The sequence below is a fragment of the Corynebacterium oculi genome (genome assembly GCF_001412105.1).
In the GTDB taxonomy this organism is placed as follows: Bacteria; Actinomycetota; Actinomycetes; order Mycobacteriales; family Mycobacteriaceae; genus Corynebacterium; species Corynebacterium oculi.
In genome coordinates this window covers 263405-286321 of sequence record NZ_LKST01000001.1, presented here as the reverse complement: position 1 = coordinate 286321, position 22917 = coordinate 263405, and the positions used below count along the sequence as shown (strand labels likewise).

Here is a 22917-nt window from a genome sequence, read left to right as displayed (position 1 = left end):
GCCAGGGCCCTACGGATGATGTAATCTAATAATTAAAATTACTGCGCAATTCCCACGGGGTGATCTGCTCCTGATAGTTTCTCCACTCCCGCCACTTAGACCTCAGGAAAAACTCGTACACCCTCTCCCCGAGAATCTCCGCCATCAGTTCCGATTCCTCCAGGCGGTGCAGAGCCTGATCCAGGCTTGATGGTAAATCCACATAACCCATCGCCCTGCGCTCCCGCCGCGTCAATCGGGAGATATTGTCCTCGGCGGGATCGCCTAATTCATACCCCTCCCGGATACCCTTGAGGCCCGCTCCCAGCAACGCAGCATAAGAAAGATACGGGTTACAGCCCGCATCAATGCTGCGCACTTCCACTCGGCGCGATTCTTCCTTTGTCAGTCGGTAGGTGGGCACCCGCACCATCGCAGAGCGGTTAGACACCCCCCAGGTGGCCGCAGTAGGGGCCTCATCGCCAAAGATGATGCGCTTATAGGAATTCACCCACTGGTTTGTTACCGCAGAGATTTCCGGAGCATGACGCAGCACCCCCGCGATAAATTGTTTGGCCGTGTGTGATAGCGAGTATTCCGCATCGGGATCATGGAAGGCATTGCTATCGCCCTCAAAAAGAGAGATATGGCTGTGCATGGCGGAACCCGCCCATTGCTGGAATGGTTTAGGCATGAACGTCGCCTGCGCACCGTTGCGCAGCGCCACCTGCTTCATAAGGTAGCGGAAGGTCATGACGTTATCCGCCATCGTGAGGGCCTCTGCATGACGCAGATCAATTTCCTGCTGTCCGGGAGCGGTTTCGTGGTGGGAGAACTCCGTGGCGATCCCCACGGCTTCCAGGGCCAGCATGGCCTGCCCGCGGAACTTGGGAGTCGCATTCCTGGTGGACTGGTCAAAGTAGCCGCCGTTATCCGTGGGTTTGGGTTGAGGATCGGCGTCCTCCTGCGCCGTGTTCGTGCATAGATAAAACTCAATCTCCGGGGAGATCATGCAGGTAAAGCCCTCGTCCGCAGCCTGCTGAACCTGCCTGCGCAGCACCTGGCGCGGATCGTTCCATGAGGGCTGCCCGTCCGGCATGGAAATATCGCAAAACATTCGTGCGGTTTGCACCTCCGCCCCTTCGTCGAAGGGAAGGATTTGAAACGTGGAGGGATCTGGGAGGGCGATGGTATCCGCCTCTGAGATCCGCGAGAATCCTTCGATGGCGGAGCCGTCAAAGCCTATTCCCTCTTCAAAGGCGCTCTCCAACTCCGAAGGGGCCATCATAACCGATTTGAGGTATCCCAGAATATCCGTGAACCACAGGCGGATGAACTTGATGTCGCGTTCCTCAACGGTGCGCAGCACGAACTCTTGTTGGCTGTTCATGCCACTACCTTAGCCATCGACTGCGCCACGGCACATGCTCCCGCCCCTGGGGGTACGCGCCACGCAGTATCGGTGCCGCTCAGCCCGGTTAGGGGAATAAATTTTCGAACAGATGGGGGTAAGTCCCTCACGCCACCCTCTATCGTCGCTCATATCACCAGCAAGATGACCTCAACACCAACCTGGATACGTCTACCCGAGATCAAAGGAGAAACACATGATCGACTCCGCTGTTCTGTTACAGGAAGCAGCCCGCAACGGCTGGACGGCGCGCGACCTCCGCCACATCGGCCGAGAGGACGTCGTCCGCCCTCTCCCCACCGTCTTTGCCCAGATTCATCGTGATACCGCCGTGTCTCGTCCTGTCGCTTCGTGGTGGAAGCATCACCTGATGAGCAGTGGCTCCACCAATTCTGCCCTCCCACAACTGCGGTCTCTCTTCCCTGAGTCCACGCGCCTTTTAAGGGTTTCTCCCCTCCTTGATCGCGCGATCCTCGCCCCGCCCCCATGCGTCACCTTTAACCATCCACACGATTTTCCACCCGATGTTTCTACTCGCGTCTATCTTCATGGACCGTGGGTACGGCACCAGTTTCTCCTGCTCCGCGTCGTGGCACAGGCCCATCGCGCCCAGGCTTTTCTCCTCAGCCCCCAAGGCATCGCCACTTTAATCACGCCCGTTGGCAGACATCGCGGCCCGATGGCGCTCTTCCATCGTTTGAATGAGCATCAACACCAACTCCTCTCCCAAGCACAATCAGAGCGCTCCCTTTCACCGCTCCCGCGTTCTTATAAGCCAAGCTTCATGCTCGGCTATGCCCAGCGCCTATCTCAGATCCTTCCCCTCACCCAACCCTGCCTTTTGCCCTCCCACCCCACGAATATTCGCGGATACCAGGAGGGAATGACCGCCGCAGAGGATGCTCTCCGTGGCTCCGTGGCTACCCTGGAGTCAGCAATCTGTGGTGCGGCATAGCGCCCCATGCCACAGAGAAAATGCAATGAGACCATAGAGCGCTACGAGATCACTGCACCATTTTCAACCATGTTGGAGGATGACCCCCATGAGCACCACACAGTTTCTTGAGGTAGAGGCCAAGTATTCCGTAGGCGCGGACGATCCCGTGCCGGATCTCACCAAGATCCTGAACGTCCATTCCACCCAGGCGACGCAGCAATACGAACTCTCTGCCATTTACTATGACACCCGCGATCTTCGGCTCACCCGTTCTAAAATCACGCTGAGGCGGCGGACCGGCGGGAAAGATGACGGCTGGCATCTCAAACTCCCCGATACCGGCAGCGGGCGGCTAGAGATAAGCACGACCTTAGGCCAAGAAGCTTCGGCCGCCCACGCCCCATCGAGCCCCATCGGCAACAACACCGACGCCGTCCCCGCCGAATTGCTCAGTCACGTGCGCGCCGTGGTGCGAGATCACAAGCTCATTCCCGTGGCGCAGGTAGATAACCTCCGTGTGGAGTCCACGCTCCAAGCCGAGGACGGCAGCGCCGTAGCGGACTTCTGCGATGATCGCGTCACGGCGTGGTCTCTCCTTCCCGAGGCATCACCGGAGCCACGCCACTGGCGCGAGTGGGAATTTGAACTGGCCGAATCTCTCGCCTCCACAAAGCTAGGTCGGCAAATACTTGAATCCGCCGATGAGCAACTTACTACCGTTGGCGCGGTGGATTCTCATTCTCCCTCCAAGTTACTTACCGCCCTGGGGGAGAGCTTCGCACTGGCCCCCGCGCCGCCCACTCCCCTCGTTTTCCGTAAATACGATGACCGCGATGAGGCATTTGCCGGTGTTCTCCACGCCCTGATCGCCACTCGGGACTCCTTGGTGGAGCAAGATCCCGGCGCGCGCCGAGGCGATCGCCGTTCTGTGCGCACCATGCTGAACGCTGTCCGCGATCTGAGGAGTGTTCTTAACATGTTTACCGAGCTTTTCGATCATGAGCGCTGGGATAATCGCATCGCCACGGCTTCGGATATTGAGGCGGAATTAAAGCAACTCACGGTGGTATTGCACCGCGCCTGTGACGCCGACGCCGTGGCCCAGCAGGTGCATTCGTTATTAGACGCTGATGCCACGGAACTCATTGACCGTCAAGCCCGGCAACGACTAGAGCACGATGTGGATTCCAGGAAAAAGCGAGCCTACTACCGTGTAGGGGCAGCGCTGGACTCGGAGCGGTATCTCACTATGCTCGATACACTCGACGACTTTCTGGCCGATCCCCCGTTGCCCGGAAGGATGGAACGGCGCAAGGCTACGGCCATCATCGTGCGTGCGGTAAAGCGGGGATACATGGACTTCAAGAATCTCCGCAGTTCAGCGCTTGAGGTTTTTGACGATCCCGAGGTCACCGAGTCCGAGTATGAGGCCCATCTCTCTCAGATGCACAGGGTGGCGGAGCGCCTGCGCACGGTATCGCGCGTGGCTTTAGAGTTCACCCCCTATGATTCCAGCCGGCTATCCAAGGAATCGAAGAAGCTCGTGGATACGCTGCTTGAAGCCCAGTACTCCGTCTCCGTCTGCGAGTTGATCCTCAAGCGAGCCCGCCAGGCCGCCGGGCGTGGGGAAGATACCTTCGCTTACGGGCTGTTGTATCAGGCGGAGCGGGAACGCTCCCGGAAGGTTCTCCGAACTATTGATCAGCGTCACCGCTCGGTGAAATCTGGGTACAAGCGCTTCAAGCAGTCCATAGCGTGACTCGGAGTGACTAGCGTGGCCTAAGGTAGCAGCAGCCTCGATTAACTCGGTTTAATCCCAGTCCTCGTCCTGGGCGTCGTACGCACTGTTGCGTTGGGCGGCCTTGTCTAGGGCGCGCTCGGCCTCTTCCCGCGTGGCATAGGGGCCCATGCGATCTTCCCACGATCCGTTCAATCCCTGAGTTACCTCGCCGGTGGCCGGGTGGTAGAACCATTGTGTTTCTTTTTCCTGCACGGTGTTGCTCTCCTGTCTATGCTGCCCTTGCAGCGATTCTCGTGGGGCGGGGAGTGCTCCACTGCGCTCAAGGCTATAACCTAAGCGGTCACTAGACTATCGGTATCCTCGTCCCCTACCGTTCTCGTTTCACCAGGAGCCATCGCGAATATGCTGCAATCCACCTCGGTTATGGATCGTGCCAGGGCGCTTCACCGCCGCGAGCTGGGTGTGCCCCCCAGCATGGGGGCCACGGCCCCTGGTACCTGGTGCATCGTCGGTGAGCACACCGATGAGTTCGGAGGAACTGTGGTGATCGCCCCGCTCGACCTGGCCACCGCGGTTGTTCTTAGCCCCCGGAAGGACGGAATGCTCTCCGTGCGCGGTGATTTTGCGGGTTTCCCCATCGCGCAGGAAACCGCTCGCTTTCGGCACTCAACCTCCCACTCTGGTTTACTCGCGCGCGCGGCACGACTGATCGTCACGTTGATCCAGCGGCAAATGCTCAGCCGGGATACCTCCGGTTTTGACCTCACCGTGTGCTCCGATGTTCCTCTTGGTTCTGGGCTGGGTGCTCTTCATTCCTTTGATGCGGCGTTGGGGTTGGCTCTTTATCCCGAGGCCCATCCGCTTGCGGAGTCTCCCTCGCGCGCTCGATTGGCCTCGGTGTGCACTCAGGCGGTGCGGAGTCTTCCTGGCGCGCAGGTTTTGCGCGCCCGCCACATCGCCGCGTTGCGGGGGGTATCGGGCCGACCCTGCATGGTGGATTATTCCGATGGTTCGGTCACCGAGACTCCCCCGCTTCATTCCCCGCGCACCGTGGCTTTGGGCATCGCTCCCGGCGGAGCCGAGAGCACCACAAACCTCGTGCATGAGGGCGCAGATAAGCCCAGGGATACTCCGCGCCCGGCTCCCTCCGCAGAATCGCCGCATTCTCCCGAAGATGCGGCGGTTTTAGCGCGGAGACGCCTCATCGAGGATGCCGCCCATGCTTTTGGCACGGAATGTTTGCGGCTGCTCCCCGATTCCACGCCACGGGTTCTCGATTGGCTCAAAGCGGTGTACGCCGTGCACGGCCCGCAGGGCTATCCTTCCGTGGAGGAGGCCGCCACCCTGCTGCGTTTTTGGGAGGAGGAAACCCACCGAAGCCACCGGCTTGTGTCCCTGCTGCGCGGGCGGCGCGAGGGCGAGGTACCGGCCCTGCTCAACGAGTCTCGCGAGGCTGTCGCCAAGGCCTATGGGGAGGCCGCATCGGGTCTTGTTGGGGAGTGCCTGCGTCGGGGGGCTTCCGGTGTGCGTCTCGCGCGGGCCGGCGTCTCCGAATGGGTCACGGTATTGGTGGGGGCGGAAGAGGCCGAGGCACTCCGCGAAAGGATGGCAACCACCCGGGAGATCGTGGTACTGCGCCCTGGTGACATCGCGCAGGCCCAAGAGGGATAAGCCCAAGAAGGGCGAATGAGTCGATCTATGAGCCGGATTCTGTCTCCTCCCACCGCTGCGGATAGGTGGCGGCGAACATCCATCTGGGTCGATCATCGCTGATCGCCTCAAGCAGCTACCTGCGGACTCGGGCGGGCAGCCCTCAATCATCCGCTCCCGGCGCACTTCGTGGTGCCCCTCGTTGCCTTGCTCCCGGTGGGGTTTACCTGGCCGGGGCAGTCACCTGCCCCGCCGGTGCGCTCTTACCGCACCCTTTCACCCTCACCCGCGCCTTCGGCGCGGGCGGTCTCCTTTCTGTGGCACTTTCCCGCGGGTTGCCCCGGGTTGCCGTTAGCAACCACCGTGCCCTGTGGAGTCCGGACTTTCCTCGGCGGCGCGCCTGCCCACACGGGTGGGTGGTTCGCCTCGTCGCGTTCGCCCGATCGACTCATTCGCGATTGTTAAGGATACTCCCTCGGCCACGAAGCAAAAAGGCCGCTGGTTAGCATCCGGCGCGTCCAATGTTGATGCCCCGGATGAGGCCCCGGTCTCCCATGAACTCCACCACGGAAACAGAAGCGATCTCCACAAAGACTCGGTGGAAGAACTCCGGCCCGCCGTCGAGGGCCTGGCGCAGAAGGGACTTGATGGGGTTCACGTGGCTGACCACCACCACCGTGGCACCCTCATGATCCTCCAGCATCCTCTGGCGCCATTGCGCGACGCGTCGATGCAGGTCATCGAGGGATTCTCCGCCGGGTGGAGCGATCGCGGCGTCGTTGAGCCAAGCGGCGTGAAGCCTGGGGTTTTCCTGTTGCGCCCTGGCGATTTCCTTGCCGTCCCAATCGCCAAAATCCAACTCGATGAGTGCATTCTCCACCTCCACCGTTCCCCCCACCACCCGCGCCACCTGCTGCGCGGTGTGGCGGGCACGAGCCAGGGGGGAGGAGATAATCACCGGCGTGGAGTCCCCCACCAGGGAGCGCACCACGGCGGCGGCGTTCTTCGCCTGCGCTGTCCCTCTCTCCGTGAGGTCGGGGTCGCTCTGCCCGGAGTAGCACCCGCGCACGGTGTGTTCCGTTTCCCCGTGGCGTACCAGGATGAACCTGGTGGTGGGCTTGCGCTCCGGGTTGAGCCATGTCATCACGGTAGTTGGCCCCGCAGCCGGGGCGGGAGAGGGCGGGGCTGGAGAGTCCGGCGAAGCCCCGGCGAGGGGCACCGCCCCCGTGTCCTTCACCATGCCTGGTTTCTCCCCGCGCGCGGCGGCGTCCATCGCCACGTTGGAGAGGGCGTCGGCCTTTTTATTCTTCTCTCGGGGCACCCACTGGAAGGTCACCTTGTCAAAGGTGTCCATCACGCGCCTGGCCTTCCGCGCCAATTTCTGCATATCGGGGTGCTTGATTTTCCAGCGCCCGGACATCTGCTCCACCACGAGTTTGGAGTCCATGTACACCGCCACCTCGGTGGCACCGTAGTCCCTGGCGGCCTCAAGCCCGATGAGCAGCCCGTAGTATTCCGCCACGTTGTTCGTGGCGGACGTCCCCACCACGTAAGCCTGTTCGCGCAGGATCGTGGTGCGGTGGGCGTCGTAAAGCACGCTGCCGGAGCCCGCGATGCCGGGGTTGCCGCGCGAACCGCCGTCTGCCTCCAGGCATACCTTCATGAGGCGCTCCCCTGCCGGATCAGGTAGGAGCCGCAGTTGGGGCATTGCGGAACCACCTCGACGGGGGCGCGGGTGATCTCGGAGCGATCCGCGGCGGGAAGCACGATGAAGCAGCCCCCGCAGGAGCGCCCGTTGAAGGCTGCGGCGCCCACGGCGTTTTCCTCGCGCTGCCGGTAAAACTCCGCCACGGCCTCCTCGCCCAGCGTCTCTTCTATCTCCCGGACGCGGGCCCGCCGGGTTTCCTCCTGGCTCTGGGGGGTGCTGCCCACGGCCGCCTGCTCGGCGGCTTCGATGCGCCCGTTGAGATCCTTGAGCTTTTCCTCGTGCACATCGCTGTTGGCGCGCAGGGCGTGGATCTCGTTGTGCGCCTCCTGGAGCTCGCTCATCAGGTCCGCTATGCGGGACTTGGCGGAATAGAGATCGTGCTTCAGGTCACGGCGGCGCTCCTCGTCCTCGGTGGCTCCGAGTTCCCGCTTGTCCTCACGCTCCCGTTTGCGCAACTTACGCTCGTCATCCTGGATTCGCAGGATTTCTGCCTCCATGTCCGCCACGGCCATGCGCGCGCTGGCGGCGGCGGTGGAGAGGCGCTGGCGCTCAGCACGCAGCCTCTCTACTTCTTCTTCCTCGGCGCTGCGCTGCGGGCGGCTGCCCACCACGGCGGCGGAGCGGAGCAGGGTGGACAGTTCCAGGAGGGCGCGTTGTTCAGAGTTGCTGAGCTTCATATCTGTCCTTTTTACCCCTGCGGGTGCGCGGAGAGTGTCCACGGGTCGGTGCGAATGTCAATGACCTCGGTGCGCAGTCCCGTCCGATCCGCCACGATCTGCGCGGCCTGCTGCGTCCACGGGAACTCGCTGGCCCAGTGCGCGGTGTCGATCACGGCGGGTCCCCCGGCGCGCAGGTACTCGTCCACCGGGTGATGGCGCAGGTCAGAGGTCACGTACACGTCTACGTCCAGCTCGCGCACGGCGTCGAGAAAGCTATCCCCCGAGCCCGAGGAGACCGCCACGGTACGCACCATCTGTTCTGGATCGCCCGCGGCGCGCACGCCCCACGCCGTTGTGGGGAGGGCGTTCGCCACCTGCTGCACAAAATCCTTCAGCGGCATGGCGGCGGGCAGGGTGCCAATGCGCCCCAGTCCGGTGGCCTCATCGAGCCGCTCGGCGTGCGGGTCGGTGGGCCTGATGGGGCGGCCCGGGGTGATGCCCACCAGCTCCGCCAGGCGATCATTGACGCCGGGGCGCGCGGAGTCGGCGTTGGTGTGTGCCGCCATGAGCGCCACTCCCCCGGCGATCAGGGTATGGATCACCCTGCCCTTGGGGGTATCGGCGGCCACGCTGTGCACCCCGCGCAGCAGGAGCGGGTGGTGCACCACGAGCATCTGTGCCCCCATCTCCACGGCGCGCTCGGCCACCGCCTGCGTGCAGTCGAGGGCAAAGGCCACCGTGTCCACCGGGGCCTGCGGGTCTCCGCAGATGAGCCCCACGCGATCCCAGCTTTCTGCGAGGTGCGGCGGGTAAGCGGCTTCGAGCGCGGCGCGCACCTCGCCCACGGTGATCGCGGAACCCGATTCCCTCACCGTGGCATTATTCACATGATTCATGGTGCGTCCTTTCCTGCGCTGCTGATACGGCCGGTGGCCTTCCTGATTCTCCACAGTGTAGGTATTCTTCTGCCCCACTGGTGAGGGTATAACCCATTTTCCATCGGAAGGAGAAGCATGACCCAGGCAGAAGGCCCGCACCTACATATCGACTTTGTGTGCACCGGAAATATCTGCCGTTCTCCGATGGCAGAGGTGATGCTTCGCGACGCCGCCGCGCAGGCGGGCATGGGCGAATGCCTCACCGTCACCTCCTGCGAGCTCGGCGGCTGGCACGAGGGGGAGCCTGCGGATGCGCGCACCCTGGCGGAACTCGCCGCGCACGGGCATGACGGCTCGGCCCTGCGCGCCAGCGTATATGGGCCCGATGACGCTCGGGCAGATCTACTCGTGGCCCTTGATACGGGGCATCGCTCCCGGTTGATCGCGGAGCACGGTATCCCCGCCGAGCGCGTGCGCCTGCTGCGCAGCTTTGACCCGCAATCTCCCGAGGAGGCGTCCGTGGCCGACCCCTACTACGGCGGGCAGGAAGGTTTTCGCTCCTGTTACGAGCAGATCGAGGCCGCGCTACCCGGCATGCTCGACTGGGTGCGCTCGCGCCGCGATGAGGTCTCCTGATCCGAGCCCCGCCCGGGCTCTCGGCTAGGCTTAACCGCGTGAGCACAACCGTGAAGGATCGTTACGGAGCGCAACGCCGCCGCCCTCTGTGGCGCGTGTTTTTCAAGCCCGGGTGGATTATCTCTGCCCTGGTGATCGTGGTGTTTTCTTACTTTGCCTTCACCTTTTTGGCCCCCTGGCAACTCGGCAAAGATTCCGACATCGTCGAGCGCAACGAGCGCATCGCTGAGGCCTTTGCTCACGATCCACTGCCCGTCACCGAGGTCTTTGACCACGGCACCCTCGCGCCTTCCGACGAATGGCGCCGGGTGACCCTCACCGGGCGCTACCTCCCCGAGGCGGAAGCGGTGCTGCGCATGAGGGCCAGCGATTCCGGCCCCGCCGTGCAGGTGCTCACCCCATTCCGCGCCACCGACGGCACCACCTACCTGGTTAATCGCGGCTTTGAACCCACCACCGGGGCGGGGGTGCCCGAGTATCAGCCCGCTCCCGCCACGGAGGTCAGCATCGCGGGGGTGGCGCGCCTCAACGAGGCCACGCCGGATCGCCAGCCCTTCGAGGAGGCTGGCCACATGCAGGTGTACGGCATCAACACCGAGCAGATCGCCCAGGCCACGGGGCAGGAATTGGCGCGGGACTACGTTCAGCTCACCGAGGGGGAGCCGGGCGAGATCGCCGCCATGCCCATTCCCAAGCTTGACCGCGGATCGCACCTCTCCTATGGGCTGCAATGGATCGCCTTTGGCGTCATGGCTCCCCTGGGCCTGGGTTACTTCATCTATGCCGAGACGCGGGAACGCCGCCGCGCCAAGGCAGAGGCCGCGGAGATGAACGCGAGCGCCGATGACACCCCGCACGATCATCAGCCCCGGCTTTCCCGTCGCGAGCGCCGCAAACGCTTCCAGGAGCAGCTGTGGGATGATGGGCAGGCCTCGGGCGACTCCCCCACCATGAAGGATCGCTACGGGGGTTAACCGCGCGCGGAAAGGTATTCCAGGATGGCTTTGACCCGCCGGTTTTCCTCCGCCGGGTCAAGGCGCAATTTGCTGAAGATATTGGACACGTGCTTTGCCACCGCCGCCCCGGAGATCACCAGGCTACGCGCAATATCCCGGTTGGATTGCCCACGCGACATCAACTCCAACACCTCGCGTTCCCTGGGGGTGAGTTCCCCCAGACCGCTGCGCCCGGAGGCCATGAGCGCACTGGCCACCGTGGGATCGATCACCGTGCCGCCCTGGGCCACCACCGCGAGCGAGGCGAGGAAATCCGCTACGTCGGACACGCGATCCTTCAGCAGATATCCCGTGCCGCTGGTGGCATGGGCAAAAAGCTCCACGGCATAGGCGGGGGCCACGTATTGGCTCAGCACCATCACCGCCATCTCGGGGTATCGCGCGCGGAGGGACACGGCGGCCCTGAGACCATCATCGGCCATGGTGGGCGGCATCCGCACGTCCGTGATGAGGACATCCGGCAGGGCGATCCCGCCGAGTACCTCCCCTATTTCCGGCCCGGTGGCCGCCTTGCCCACGATGCTGTGGCCTCGGCGTTCCAGGAGTCCCGCCATCCCCTCGCGCAGGAGGGCGGAGTCATCGGCGAGAACGATGCGTAGGCTCATGCGGGTTCCTGCACTCCGCTTTGCCCGCGTTCGAGCAGCAGGGGGATCGTGCAGCACACCTTGGTGGGGCCGCCCTGGGGCGAGATGAGGCTAAACGTTCCGCCAAAGGCCGCCAGCCGCTCACGCATTCCGTCGAGCCCGTGCCCCGCGCGCAGCGTCGCTCCGCCTGGGCCGTGATCGACCACGCTGATGCGCAGGTGGGCGTCGGAAGCCACGAGTACGCTCACCCGGGCTCCGGGGGCGTGCTTGGCGGCGTTGGTCAGCGCCTCCGCCACGAAGAAGTATCCCGAGGCTAAAACGCTGGGGGAAAGATCGGGAAGATGGTGCGGAGTGTGCACGCTGACGTGCGGCCCATAGTTCGCGGCGGCGTCGCGCACCGCGGCACTCAACCCGAAATCGCTCAGTACCTGCGGGTGTACCCCGCGTACCGTCGAGCGCAGGGCGGCCAGGCCGGCGTCGAGGTCTGCCTTGGCGGCGCGCACCAGGGCTAACGTCTCCCCGTGGGCGTCGAGTTCCGCTTCCCCCAGTTTGATGGCGGCCGCCACCAGGTACTGCTGGGTGCCATCGTGGAGGTCGCGCTCGATGCGCTGGCGTTCCACCTCGTAGGCGTCGGCAATGGCCCTGCGTGAGGCCGTCAATTCCGCTATTTTTGCCGCCTGCCGCTGCTCGTGCGTGCCCTCCGCGCTCGGCTTTTTCTTCTGCCTTCCCCGCCACCACGGCATGTTTTCCCTCCTTTGGGCCGATCTGGTTTACCACACTAATGCGAGGGTAAAAATGGGGGTATTGCCAGCACTACCCCGAACTTCATTGCCAGCACTCTGGTTTCTCCCCGCACCGTCGCATGAAATAAAAGCCATGACCCATTCACTCCGAGTTTCAGACATCACCAAGAATTACGGTGGCCATGATGTTCTCTCCGGCGTATCACTGACCGTCAACGCCGGAGAGACCGTCGCCATCATGGGCCCCTCCGGATCCGGTAAATCCACCCTCCTGCACTGCATGTCCGGGGTGCTCACTCCCACGCACGGCGACGTATGCTTTGGCGATACCCGCGTCTCTTCCCTCCCCGATCACCAGCGCTCCCGCCTGCGGTTGCGGCACTATGGTTTTGTGTTCCAGGACGGACAACTCCTACCGGAACTCTCCAACCTGGAGAACATCGCCCTGCCGGCCCTCCTCACCGGGCTCACCCGGCGCGCGGCCCGCACGCGCGCCCAGCGCCTCCTCGACCAGCTCGGCCTCGGCGACATCGCCCAGCGCCGCCCCGCGGAGGTCTCCGGCGGCCAGACGCAGCGCGTGGCGATCGCCCGCGCGCTGGTGACCAAACCCGCCGTCATCTTCGCCGACGAGCCCACCGGAGCGCTCGACCAGGGCACGGGCCACGAGGTCATGCAGATGCTCAGCGCCCTCGTACAACACTCGGGAGCCACCCTCATCATGGTGACTCACGACGCCCAAGTGGCGCGGTGGATGGAGCGGCGCGTGGAAATCCGCGATGGCATTATCCACGACGACCGTGTGCTGCGAGGTGCCCAGTGACCACCACCGTGGCCCTACGCCTTACCCTCGATCTGCACAAGGCAGGCCTCCGATCCCGCACCGGGGCCTGGCTTCTGCCCCTCCTGGCGCTCCTCTCCCTCACCGTGAGTGCCACCGTGGCGTTCCTCGTGGCCGGGGGAACCTGGATGTTTTGGCAGCGCGCTCAGCATCCCGAGGAAGCCACGGTGCTTGTCCGCGAGGAACTCCCTCCCCTTAACTGGCTCTTCCTCGCGCTCTTTTCCTGCGCCTTTATCCTGCCCGCTCTTTTTAGCCTCACCGCCCAGGCCGCAGTTCTGGGCGCCGCGGGGCGTGAACGCCGCCTGGCCGCCCTCCGGCTGCTGGGGCTTTCCTCCCGCGACGTGACCCGGATCACCGTGGTGGAAACGGGATTCCAGGCGATCCTTGGGATCGGATTGGGTCTGGCCTTGAGTTTCTTAAGCGCACCGGCCTTGACGTCCTTTCGTTTCCAGCAACGGCCCGTGGCGCTCCACGAGATTCTGCTGCCGTGGTGGGGCTATCTCTCCGTGTCCGCGATTCTTCTCCTGCTCGCGCTCGGGGCCGCCTTCGCGGGCATGCAGCGCGTGCGCGTCACCCCGCTGGGGGTGGCCCGCCAGAATATGCCCGCGGCGCTGCGACGATGGCGGCTTATTGTTTTCCTCGCCGTTTTCCTCCTCACCGCCCTGGTACTGCGCAGGCTGGACATCACCCATTCCGAGGCAGACGTGATGCTCAGCGCGATCGCGCTCCTTTTCTTCCTCATCCTGTGCGTGAATATCGTGGCCCCCTACCTGCTTCAGGTGGCGGCACGGATGCTCGCCCTCCTGCCCGGAACCGCACACCTGGTGGCCTGCCGGCGCATATCCGGCAACGCGAAGGCGGCATGGAAGCGCAGTTCACCCATCGCTTTCTTCGGCTTCCTCGCCGGGTATCTCATCATCACTCCCCTCGTCGAGGACGAGCTGACCCAGGCTCTCCGGGAGGATCCGAGAATCGACCTCATCTTTGGCGATATCAGTACCGGCGCAATCCTCACCCTATTCTTTGGCTTCCTCATCACCAGCACCTCTATCTTCTTAGGACAGGCGAGCGAGGTCTTTGAGTCCGCCGCGCTCTCCCGAGCGCTGCACCTCATCGGCGTGCGCCGTGGCTTCCTCTCTCGGACATCCTTCATTGAGGTGATGCTCCCTGCTTTCCTCGTGGGAGCCTTCGGATTCTGCTGCGGAGCGGGCTTGGCTTCCCTGATGCTCACCGCATCGGAATCAATGGACATGCCTGCGCGCATCGGCCATTCGCTCGGATTTCTCGTCGCGGGATGGGCACTTACCTTCCTTGCTCTCCTGGCGGCCGAGCCGCTACGCACGCGGGTGCTGGCGAGGCAGACCAGACGCAACGATTAGGCCGGCGCGGGACTGCACGCGGGCCTCCAACGCAGGGCGCACGGTTTTCGCGTCCTGCTCCCAAGGGCCAGGCCCACGCACGGCGAATCGTGCACGACAACTCATGCAAGGCGACTCGTGCAGGGCGCACGCATAAAAATGAGGCCTCCCCCCGAGCGCGATGCACCCTGGGGAGGCCCTATGCCTCTGCGAAGGCTTTAGCCCACGAAGCGAGCCACGGTGTCGGCGATGGTCTTAACGACCTTGGCGAAGAGATCCACGCCCTTCTCGGCAGCCTCCAGGCGCTCCTTCTGATCGTCGGCGGGCTTGGTGGCCACAACGTCCTGCTGGCCGGTTGCCGGACGATCCTGGCCCACCACGGTGTCGGCGGTGGCCGGGGCGATAGCGGCGGTGGCGGCGATGGCCACGGTGGCAACGGAAACGGCAAACTTGCGCTTCAGGTTCATGGAAGATCCTTTCTCAAAGAACAACGAGCGTGTGACCAGCACCTCTATGGCTTGGCCCACCATGCGCGGATAAGAATAACCTAACCTGTGGGGAAGCAAAAGGGGAGGAACGCCGGGGATACGGCGCCGGGGAAGTATTGCGCGGCGCAAAAGAGACGAATGTCCCCTCCAAGGCACCCATCGTGGCCCGATGTGGCCGCTCACGCTGGTGGTATCGCCTCTGTTCATCGCTCAAGATCTAGGGGGCATTCTTAATGTTTCTCCTTTTCACCAGGGCCTTTCCGCCGGCGAGGCGGATCGCAGGAGCGCTGAGCGCGGCGTGAATGGCGGCAGGGAAGGCCTGCGGTGACTCGCACCGTAACAAGGGAAAAATAGGACTGATGTCATACTTCTGTCGTCCTACTTCCACGGCCTCATGCCAATCAAGTACGCATTTCTTTACTTAAACCCCGCCCCGGATCCCCCTGCGAAACCAGCTCCCGCGAAAAGCAGTACGAGACTACGAGCAGCATGAATAGAATTGAATCAAGGGCGGCCCCTTTCCGGGAAACCGCCCCTGACCTTGCGTTTCATCCGTGCGTCCTGACGGGCTCGAACCGCCGACCTGCTGGGTGTAAACCAGCTGCTCTCCCAACTGAGCTAAAGACGCCAAACCTGAAAAGGCAGCAAAAGCTGCGCGCGGCCGTATGTCACGGCGCTCAGGCAACTCGATACACTATAGCACAGTGGCTATGTGGAGACGATGCGCGGGCTACTTGCGCGTGGATCCGCGCTGCACCAGGCAGGATCCCTGCCACTGCCCCAGGCGCTCCGCCTTGGTTTGCACCAACCCGGAAAGTTGCGCCGATTCCGCGATCACCCCCGGCTCCACGGTGCCCGAGCGCCCCGCGCCCGGGGTGAGCAACCACACCCGCCCGTTGTCGGAGAGCGGACGCACCGCGTCCACCAGCCCGTCCACGAGGTCGCCGTCCTCTTCGCGCCACCACAGCAGAACCACATCGCAGATCTCGTCAGTGTCCTCGTCCAGCAGCGCCTCCCCCAGAAAATCCTCGATGGACTCGGAGATCGCGCTATCGCAATCCTCGTCCCAGCCCACTTCCTGGATAACGGTGCCCTGCTGGATGCCAAGGCGCTGAGCGTAGTCCTGGACGTCTTTGTTCATAACGCCCGGAGCGTCCACCACTGTGATATTCCTCCCGTTCCTGTCCCCCGGTGGTGCCGCCGCTCACCGGGTGAGGAGGGCATCTCCGGGCACAATCTGCTCTTTGCAAGCAGGATACAGCCTTCGCCCGATTTTCTCCCCATTTCAGCCCCGTCCCTCTGCGGCACGCACCCGGCCTTATCACTACACTTGGGTAAAGGTGCGTGGCTATTCGCACGTTAAGGCAACCCTGAACGCGAAGCACGCCTGTAATAGACCTGAACAAACCCAGGAGGTTTACCTATGGCTGAGGGCAATCTCAGCGGAAATCCGACGGAGGACACCAACTTCGCCCTCATCCGCGATGGCGTGGCGTCCTACCTGAATGACTCCGATCCTGAGGAGACCCGCGAGTGGATGGACTCCCTCGATGGACTGCTGGATAGCTCCAGCCCCGATCGCGCGCGCTACCTTATGCTCCGCCTCCTGGAGCGGGCATCCGCAAAGCGCGTCCAGCTTCCCCCGCTGCTCTCCACGGACTTCGTGAACACCATCCCTACCTCCTCCGAGCCGGAGTTCCCCGGCGACGAGGAGATTGAGAAGCGCTACCGCCGCTGGATCCGCTGGAACGCCGCGATCATGGTGCACCGCGCCCAGCGCCCGGAGATCGGCGTGGGCGGGCACATCTCCACCTACGCCGGCGCGGCCCCCCTCTACGAGGTGGGCTTCAACCACTTCTTCCGCGGCAAGGATCATCCCGGCGGCGGCGATCAGGTGTTCTTCCAGGGGCACGCCTCCCCCGGCATGTACGCCCGCGCCTTCCTGGAGGGCCGCCTCAGCGAGGATGACCTGGACGGCTTCCGCCAGGAGGTTTCCCGCGAGCAGGGCGGCTTGCCCAGCTATCCGCACCCGCACGGCATGAAAGATTTTTGGGAGTTCCCCACCGTGTCCATGGGTCTGGGCCCGATGGACGCGATCTACCAGGCGAGGTTCAACCGGTACCTGCACAATCGCGGCATCAAGGACACCTCCCAGCAGCACGTGTGGGCTTTCCTCGGTGACGGCGAGATGGACGAGCCGGAGTCTCGCGGCCTCTTGCAGCAGGCCGCCCTGAACAACCTGGATAACCTCACCTTCGTGGTGAACTGCAACTTGCAGCGCCTCGACGGCCCGGTGCGCGGCAACACCCAGATCATTCAGGAGCTGGAGTCCTTCTTCCGGGGCGCGGGCTGGTCCGTCATCAAGGTCGTGTGGGGCCGCGAGTGGGACGAGCTGCTGGAAAAGGATAAAGAAGGCGCGCTCGTGGAGATCATGAACAGCACGCCGGACGGCGATTACCAGACGTTTAAGGCTAACGACGGCGCGTACGTGCGCGAGCACTTCTTTGGCCGCGATCCGCGCACCCTTAAACTCGTCGAGGACATGACGGACGATCAGATCTGGGCGCTGCGCCGCGGCGGCCACGATTACCGCAAGATCTACGCCGCCTACCAGCGCGCCCTGGAGACCAAGGATCGCCCCACGGTGATCCTGGCGCACACCATCAAGGGCTACGGCTTGGGCCATAACTTCGAGGGCCGCAACGCCACCCACCAGATGAAGAAGCTCACGCTGGACGATCTCAAGCTCTTCCGCGATAAGCAGGGCATTCCCATCTCCGATGAGGAGCTGGAAAAGAACCCCAAGCTGCCCCCGTACTTCCACCCCGGTGAGGATTCCCCGGAGATCAAGTACATGAAGGAGCGCCGCCGGGAACTCGGCGGCTACCTCCCGGAGCGCCGCGAGTCCTACGAGCCGCTTGCGGTTCCCCCGATTGATAAGTTGCGCTCGGTGCGTAAGGGTTCCGGCAAGCAGGCCGTGGCCACCACGATGGCCCTGGTACGCACGTTCAAGGAACTCATGCGCGATAAGGGGCTGAAGGATCGCCTGGTGCCCATCATTCCCGATGAGGCCCGCACCTTCGGCATGGACTCCTGGTTCCCCACCATGAAGATCTACAACCCGCACGGGCAGAACTACGTGCCGGTGGATCACGACCTCATGCTCTCCTACCGCGAGGCCACCGACGGCCACATTCTGCACGAGGGCATCAACGAGGCCGGCTCCATGGCCTCCTTCATCGCGGCGGGCACCAGTTATGCCACCCAGGGCGTAGCCATGATCCCTCTGTACATCTTCTACTCGATGTTCGGCTTCCAGCGCACCGGCGATTCCGTGTGGGCCGCCGCGGATCAGATGGCCCGTGGCTTCCTCCTCGGCGCCACCGCCGGACGCACCACGCTGACCGGCGAGGGCCTACAACACATGGACGGCCATTCCCAGATCCTGGCCTCCACCAACACCGGCGTGGTCTCCTACGACCCCGCCTTTGCTTACGAGGTAGCGCACCTGGTGCGCGAGGGCATTGATCGTATGTACGGCCCCGACCGCGGCGAGGATGTCATCTACTACCTCACCATCTACAACGAGCCCATTCCGCAGCCCGCCGAGCCGGAGGATCTGGACGTGGAGGGCCTGCACAAGGGCATCTACCTCTACGATCGCGGCACCAAGGGGTCCCTGAATGCCTCCATCTTGGCCTCCGGCATCGGCATGCAGGCCGCGCTGCGGGCGCAGGAGATCCTGGCCGAGGACTTTGACGTGAAGGCCTCCGTGTTCTCCGTGACCTCCTGGGTGGAACTGGCCCGCGAGGGCGCCAGGATCAACAAGGAGACCCTGCGCCACCCGGGTGGGAAGCACCCCGAGCCCTTTGCCACCACGCAGCTCCGGCAGGGTTCCGCACCGTACGTGGCGGTGTCTGATTTTGCCACGGATTTGCAGGAACAGATCCGGGCCTACGTTCCCGGCGAGTACCTCGTTCTGGGCGCGGACGGCTTTGGCTTCTCCGATACCCGCCCGGCCGCCCGACGGTACTTCAACATCGACGCGGAGTCCGTGGTGGTGGCCGTGCTCATCGGCCTGGCCCGCGAGGGCAAGATCGACATGCAGGTGGCCGCCGACGCCGCCGAGCGGTTCCACCTCGACGACCCCACGCGGGCATAGCGCCGCCGTGAGGTGCCGATAGCGGGAGATTTTTGGGAAAGAATCTCCCGCTATAATTTTGAAAGCATGGGAAACCTTGCCGACCAATTAGCCGCCAAGTTCGGGGCGGAAACGCAGGAAAAGGAGAAACCAGAGGGCACCCTGGCCCGGTTGGCCCTCATCGTGGCGGAGGCCACCGGGCGCGACGTCCAGGAGATTCAGCCAAGCACACGGCTGCGCGATGGTTTGGGCACCAGTTCCCTCGATTTGGTGGAAATCACGGTGCGAACGGAAGAGGCCTTTGGTGTGGAATTAGAGGGACGCACCGTGGCCGATTTTGAGACCGTGGGGGACGTGGTGGATTTTCTGGATAACACTTCCCGATAAAAAAGAGCACAATGGGACGCATGACTGCCCATATTTCCTATCTCTCTGACATGGACGGCGTGCTCATCAAAGAGGGAGACATGATCCCCGGCGCGGATCGCTTCCTCCGGGCCCTCTATGACCATGACGTCAACTTCATGGTGCTCACCAATAACTCGATCCACACTCCGCGTGATCTGTCGGCACGGCTGCGCAACACCGGGTTGGATATTCCCGCCGAGCGCATTTGGACCTCCGCCACGGCCACCGCGCACTTCCTCAGGAGCCAGGAGAAGGAAAGCACCGCCTACGTGATCGGGGAGTCCGGGTTGACCACCGGGTTGCACGAGGCCGGATGGATCCTCACCGATAACGATCCGGAGTTTGTGGTGCTGGGCGAGACCCGCACCTATTCCTTCGAGGCGATCACCACGGCGATCAATCTCATTCTGGGTGGTGCGCGCTTCATCTGCACCAACCCCGATGTCACCGGCCCCGCCCCGCAGGGGCTGCTGCCGGCCACGGGTTCGGTGGCCGCGCTCATCACGGCGGCCACCGGCCAGGAGCCCTATTACGTGGGTAAGCCCAACCCGGTGATGATGCGCTCGGCGCTCAACACCATCGGGGCGCATTCCGAGCGGACGGTGATGATCGGCGATCGCATGGATACGGACATGCGATCCGGGCTGGAAGCGGGAATGCGCACCATCCTGGTGCGCTCGGGCATCTCCGATGACTCGGAGATTAACCGCTACCCCTACCGCCCCACCAGGGTTCTGGATTCCGTGGCTGACCTGGCCGATTGCTGGGACGATCCCTTCGGGGACGGCAGCTTCTACGCCTCCGCGGGATCCACCGAGGCGGAAAATCCCTCCGCCTGAGCCAGCGCCACGAGGGCGCGCTCGAAGCGTTGGAACTCCTCCCGCGTGGCGGTCAGGGGTTCGCGGCAGCGCACGATGCCGAGGCCAGCCCTGCCCCATCGGGTACACCAGTGGGCGTCGAGGGGATCGACGCCCGGCTGCGCGGCCGGGGGTTGGCTGAGCAGGCATTCCACCATGAGGGCCTCGACCCTGGGCCGCAGGGCCCTGGGCATGGCCTCGATGCTAAGAACGCCATGAAAAATCTCCGTGGAGCCCTCTGCCAAGGACTCCACCGGGGTATCGAGCAAGAGTGTGGTCATTGTGTGGGTTCCTTCGGCACAATTTATGCCGCCCTTGCATGAGGCGGCACCAGACGAGTTTCGTCTTCCCCAACGATCTCGCGGTGGCTTCTGGCCCGTACGTATGAACACTGTTGCATTCGAGTGTTCCCCTCGGGGCACGAAGGCGGCAACTCTCAAGTTCCGCTTTATCCCCCGATTATTCAAGTTCTAGTTCAGGCTTATCCGGCCAGGGCGGCCCATACCTGATCGTTGAATCCCGCCCAGCGTTGCGCCGCCCAGGGGCCAAAATCCCGGTCAGCGAGCAACACCATCGCGCAGTCCTGCTCCGGGGCCACCCACAGATATGTTCCGCTCATGCCAAAGTGCCCCGCCACGTTCCCCGGCATGGTCTCCCCCACCCAGTGCGGCCGCTTTTCCCCATGAAGCTCAAAGCCCAATCCCCATGGACAGGGCTTGTGCATCCCGTATCCGGGAACGATCCCCCGCAGATCGGGAAACTGCGGGCGCATCGCCTCGCGTACCGTCTGCGGGTGCAATAGCTTCGGGGACAGTAGTTCTTGGGAAAAGGCCAAAAGATCGGCGGCCGTCAATACGCCGCCGTGCCCGGCCGAGCCCTCCAAAACCGTGGAATCCATGCCCAGCGGCGCGCACACCCCCTCTCGCAGGTACTCCGCGAAGGGGATCTCGGTGAGGTCCGTCAGGGCGTCGGCAAGCAGCTCGTAGCCGGCCGAGGAATATATCCTGCGCTCACCCACGGGCTTGATCTGTTCGCGGGAATCAAAGGCCACCCCGGAGGCGTGCGCGAGGAGATGACGCACCGTGGAACCGGGAGGCCCCATCGGGTCATCGAGGCCCACCGCCCCCTCCTCCACCGCGAGCAGCACCGCATACGCGGACAGCAGCTTGGTCACGCTCGCCAGCGCGTACGGCCGGTGCAGATCTCCCGCCGCGTGCACCTCACCCCCGGAGAGCACCGCCGCAACCACGTGATCGGCGGGCCACTGTTGAGTTTCCCGGAGTACATCGAGCAGCGCGCGAGCAGTCATGCCCCACATGCTACCCGCACGGCGCTACCCCCAGCTCACCCCAGGCTTACCGTGCCGTCCGGGTTCACCACGGGGTGAGCGTTCCACGCCGCCACCAGGTTCAACCGCTGCCACGGACCCTCGGGCCCGCTCTTATCCAGGGGGTAGCCGGAATCCTGAGCGGTCAGATGCAGGACCTGCGCGCGCTGCTGCGGGCTAAGATCCGGGAACCGGGCCGCCAGCAGCACCTCGGCCCCCTCGGGCACCACCATCGGCGCACCCGCCTGCCCCACCTGCTCAAAGCCGTAGTTCATGCGCTGCGTGAACGCCTCCTGCGCCTCCTGGGCGCTCAAATACTGTTCGCCTCGCTGCGCGCACTCGGCTATCGACGCCCCGCAGCGCCACTCCAGCTCCGCGCGCACCTCCGCCGCGGCCTCCTGGATCAGCCCCCGGAACTCGGGATCGTTCAGGCGATCCGCCGCCGCCGCCATGCCGGACATGCGCCCCCCGATCACGTCCAGAGGATAGTGCACGCCCATCACCAGGCGGTGATAACCCACCTCGGACCCTCGCGCCAACATCTGCGCGCCAAACTCCGGCACCAGGGCCGCCATCACCGCGGACTTCCAGGTGGCCATATTCGTGTGCCCTGAGGGGTACGAGGGCGTGGTGGAGTACTCATCGTCCCCGCCCTCGCGGTGATACCGGTTGATCCGATCCGGGGCCACCACGAAGGGGCGGTCATAGCCGAACCAATACTTCTCCACGAACGTCGAGGAGGCCAGCCCCCCGCCACGCGCCAGGTTCCCGGACAACAACTGCGCGGTCTTGGGCAGGCGATTCTCCGCCACGGCCTGCCTAAACGCCTCCCCTAACTCCGTGCCCCAGGCCTCGGACATGGTGAGCATGAGGTCATCGTGATCGTCAGCCAGGGCGCGCTCCACCAACTGTGGATCGGACGCGGCAGCATTATTAATGCGCACCACCTCCTCCAGGTTGCGGCTCATCACCTCCGGGTGCTCGCGCTGCACCTGGTCAAAGGCATCCACCACGGGGAAATAAAACACCCCGTGCGAGGAGGCATCCGACTGATACCAGCGCACCACGCGCTCCGGGCTAAACGGCTGCGGCGCGGGAGCGCCCTCGTGCGCCACCGCGGCGGGAACCAGCACCGGGTTAGCCGGCAGGTACTCCGCCGCGCCTGCCGACGCCGCCGAGGACAACTCCTGCGGCATATCCTGCGCCCACGCCGCCGGGCCCAGCGTTCCCGCCCCCAACGCCACCACCACGCTCGACGCGACTGCCGCCCGCGTGATCGCCGTGTACTTCATACCGTGCCCTCTTTTCCTGGTGCCCCGCTGACCGTCTTTCCGCAATATAACCTGCCGCACCCAAGTAAACACTCGGTTACAGGCCCGTAAACGCTGGGCAACTTTGCCCAGAATCATAGCCACCCACCCCACGCACGCAGAAAACCTCCCGACGGTGGAGTGTCATCCACGGCCAGGAGGCTAATCTTTGCTCCTCCAACTGGGCTCGAACCAGTGACCCTTCGATTAACAGTCGAATGCTCTGCCAACTGAGCTATGGAGGATTA

Annotated in this window: 21 protein-coding genes, 2 tRNA genes and 1 other RNA gene; 9 read left to right on the top strand and 15 right to left on the bottom strand. The window is 63.8% G+C overall.

Annotated elements, in window-relative coordinates:
• Positions 1-25 precede the first annotated feature (25 nt).
• The gene (locus Cocul_RS01385) at positions 26-1369 is read right to left on the bottom strand and encodes a glutamine synthetase family protein (protein WP_055121525.1); all 1344 of its coding nucleotides are present in this window, start codon (positions 1367-1369) and stop codon (positions 26-28) included.
• 1064 nt (positions 1370-2433) lie between these two features.
• Here Cocul_RS01385 and Cocul_RS01380 point away from each other — a divergent pair.
• Positions 2434-4086: a CYTH and CHAD domain-containing protein gene (locus tag Cocul_RS01380; protein WP_055121524.1), complete on the top strand. Its 1653-nt coding sequence runs from the start codon at positions 2434-2436 to the stop codon at positions 4084-4086.
• A 51-nt stretch (positions 4087-4137) separates the two neighbouring features.
• On the opposite strand, the gene Cocul_RS01375 is transcribed toward Cocul_RS01380, so the two are convergent.
• Complete coding sequence (locus tag Cocul_RS01375; protein WP_055121523.1) at positions 4138-4320, bottom strand: SPOR domain-containing protein; 183 nt, start codon at positions 4318-4320, stop codon at positions 4138-4140.
• 150 nt (positions 4321-4470) lie between these two features.
• Here Cocul_RS01375 and Cocul_RS01370 point away from each other — a divergent pair, with 150 nt between their 5' ends.
• Positions 4471-5739 (top strand): galactokinase family protein, encoded by a 1269-nt coding sequence (locus Cocul_RS01370; protein WP_055121522.1) that lies wholly within the window; start codon positions 4471-4473, stop codon positions 5737-5739.
• Positions 5740-5751: 12 nt separating this feature from the next.
• Here Cocul_RS01370 and rnpB read toward each other — a convergent pair.
• The 4 genes from rnpB to Cocul_RS01355 form a co-directional block, all read right to left on the bottom strand.
• An RNA gene (rnpB, locus tag Cocul_RS03955) (RNase P RNA component class A) lies at positions 5752-6169 on the bottom strand.
• A 51-nt stretch (positions 6170-6220) separates the two neighbouring features.
• The gene (locus tag Cocul_RS01365; protein WP_055121521.1) at positions 6221-7381 is read right to left on the bottom strand and encodes a bifunctional RNase H/acid phosphatase; all 1161 of its coding nucleotides are present in this window, start codon (positions 7379-7381) and stop codon (positions 6221-6223) included.
• Entirely contained in the window at positions 7378-8103 is a 726-nt protein-coding gene (locus tag Cocul_RS01360; protein ID WP_055121520.1) for a zinc ribbon domain-containing protein, read from the bottom strand. Before Cocul_RS01360 ends, Cocul_RS01365 begins: the two co-directional genes overlap by 4 nt.
• Positions 8104-8114: 11 nt before the next feature.
• Positions 8115-8981, bottom strand: coding sequence for a Nif3-like dinuclear metal center hexameric protein (locus Cocul_RS01355; RefSeq protein WP_055121519.1), 867 nt, complete (start codon positions 8979-8981; stop codon positions 8115-8117).
• A gap of 117 nt (positions 8982-9098) precedes the next feature.
• On the opposite strand from Cocul_RS01355, the gene Cocul_RS01350 reads away from it, so the two are divergent.
• Positions 9099-9599 (top strand): low molecular weight protein-tyrosine-phosphatase, encoded by a 501-nt coding sequence (locus Cocul_RS01350; protein ID WP_055121518.1) that lies wholly within the window; start codon positions 9099-9101, stop codon positions 9597-9599.
• Positions 9600-9637: 38 nt separating this feature from the next.
• Positions 9638-10573, top strand: coding sequence for an SURF1 family cytochrome oxidase biogenesis protein (locus Cocul_RS01345; protein ID WP_069723536.1), 936 nt, complete (start codon positions 9638-9640; stop codon positions 10571-10573).
• On the opposite strand, the gene Cocul_RS01340 is transcribed toward Cocul_RS01345, so the two are convergent.
• The gene (locus Cocul_RS01340; protein WP_055121517.1) at positions 10570-11220 is read right to left on the bottom strand and encodes a LuxR C-terminal-related transcriptional regulator; all 651 of its coding nucleotides are present in this window, start codon (positions 11218-11220) and stop codon (positions 10570-10572) included. The genes Cocul_RS01345 and Cocul_RS01340 overlap by 4 nt on opposite strands.
• Positions 11217-11942, bottom strand: a complete 726-nt coding sequence (locus Cocul_RS01335) for a sensor histidine kinase (protein ID WP_055121516.1) — start codon at positions 11940-11942, stop codon at positions 11217-11219. Before Cocul_RS01335 ends, Cocul_RS01340 begins: the two co-directional genes overlap by 4 nt.
• A gap of 133 nt (positions 11943-12075) precedes the next feature.
• On the opposite strand from Cocul_RS01335, the gene Cocul_RS01330 reads away from it, so the two are divergent.
• Together Cocul_RS01330 and Cocul_RS01325 are read left to right on the top strand one after the other, a co-directional pair.
• The gene (locus Cocul_RS01330; protein WP_055121515.1) at positions 12076-12762 is read left to right on the top strand and encodes an ABC transporter ATP-binding protein; all 687 of its coding nucleotides are present in this window, start codon (positions 12076-12078) and stop codon (positions 12760-12762) included.
• Positions 12759-14159, top strand: coding sequence for an FtsX-like permease family protein (locus Cocul_RS01325; RefSeq protein WP_082422102.1), 1401 nt, complete (start codon positions 12759-12761; stop codon positions 14157-14159). The genes Cocul_RS01330 and Cocul_RS01325 overlap by 4 nt, the downstream gene beginning before the upstream one ends.
• Before the next feature lie 197 nt (positions 14160-14356).
• On the opposite strand, the gene Cocul_RS01320 is transcribed toward Cocul_RS01325, so the two are convergent.
• The 3 genes from Cocul_RS01320 to Cocul_RS01310 all read right to left on the bottom strand — a co-directional run bounded on the left by Cocul_RS01320 (position 14357) and on the right by Cocul_RS01310 (position 15767).
• Positions 14357-14605: a hypothetical protein gene (locus Cocul_RS01320; RefSeq protein ID WP_055121514.1), complete on the bottom strand. Its 249-nt coding sequence runs from the start codon at positions 14603-14605 to the stop codon at positions 14357-14359.
• Between the two features lie 576 nt (positions 14606-15181).
• Positions 15182-15254, bottom strand: a tRNA-Val gene (locus Cocul_RS01315).
• Positions 15255-15356: 102 nt separating this feature from the next.
• Positions 15357-15767, bottom strand: coding sequence for a DUF3052 domain-containing protein (locus Cocul_RS01310; RefSeq protein ID WP_150114297.1), 411 nt, complete (start codon positions 15765-15767; stop codon positions 15357-15359).
• A gap of 282 nt (positions 15768-16049) precedes the next feature.
• Here Cocul_RS01310 and aceE point away from each other — a divergent pair, with 282 nt between their 5' ends.
• The 3 genes from aceE to Cocul_RS01295 all read left to right on the top strand — a co-directional run bounded on the left by aceE (position 16050) and on the right by Cocul_RS01295 (position 20014).
• The gene (gene aceE, locus Cocul_RS01305) at positions 16050-18788 is read left to right on the top strand and encodes a pyruvate dehydrogenase (acetyl-transferring), homodimeric type (protein WP_055121512.1); all 2739 of its coding nucleotides are present in this window, start codon (positions 16050-16052) and stop codon (positions 18786-18788) included.
• Positions 18789-18854: 66 nt separating this feature from the next.
• Entirely contained in the window at positions 18855-19154 is a 300-nt protein-coding gene (locus Cocul_RS01300; protein WP_055121511.1) for an acyl carrier protein, read from the top strand.
• 20 nt (positions 19155-19174) lie between these two features.
• A complete protein-coding gene (locus tag Cocul_RS01295; protein ID WP_055121510.1) occupies positions 19175-20014 on the top strand; it encodes an HAD-IIA family hydrolase in 840 nt (279 codons plus the stop codon).
• Here the strand turns inward: Cocul_RS01295 and Cocul_RS01290 are convergent.
• The 4 genes from Cocul_RS01290 to Cocul_RS01275 form a co-directional block, all read right to left on the bottom strand.
• A complete protein-coding gene (locus Cocul_RS01290; protein WP_055121509.1) occupies positions 19969-20313 on the bottom strand; it encodes a hypothetical protein in 345 nt (114 codons plus the stop codon). The two genes, Cocul_RS01295 and Cocul_RS01290, sit on opposite strands and share 46 nt — an antisense overlap.
• 200 nt (positions 20314-20513) lie before the next feature.
• Positions 20514-21341: a serine hydrolase domain-containing protein gene (locus tag Cocul_RS01285; protein WP_055121508.1), complete on the bottom strand. Its 828-nt coding sequence runs from the start codon at positions 21339-21341 to the stop codon at positions 20514-20516.
• Positions 21342-21376: 35 nt separating this feature from the next.
• Positions 21377-22651 (bottom strand): acid phosphatase, encoded by a 1275-nt coding sequence (locus tag Cocul_RS01280; RefSeq protein ID WP_055121507.1) that lies wholly within the window; start codon positions 22649-22651, stop codon positions 21377-21379.
• Between the two features lie 190 nt (positions 22652-22841).
• Positions 22842-22914, bottom strand: a tRNA-Asn gene (locus Cocul_RS01275).
• Positions 22915-22917 lie beyond the last annotated feature (3 nt).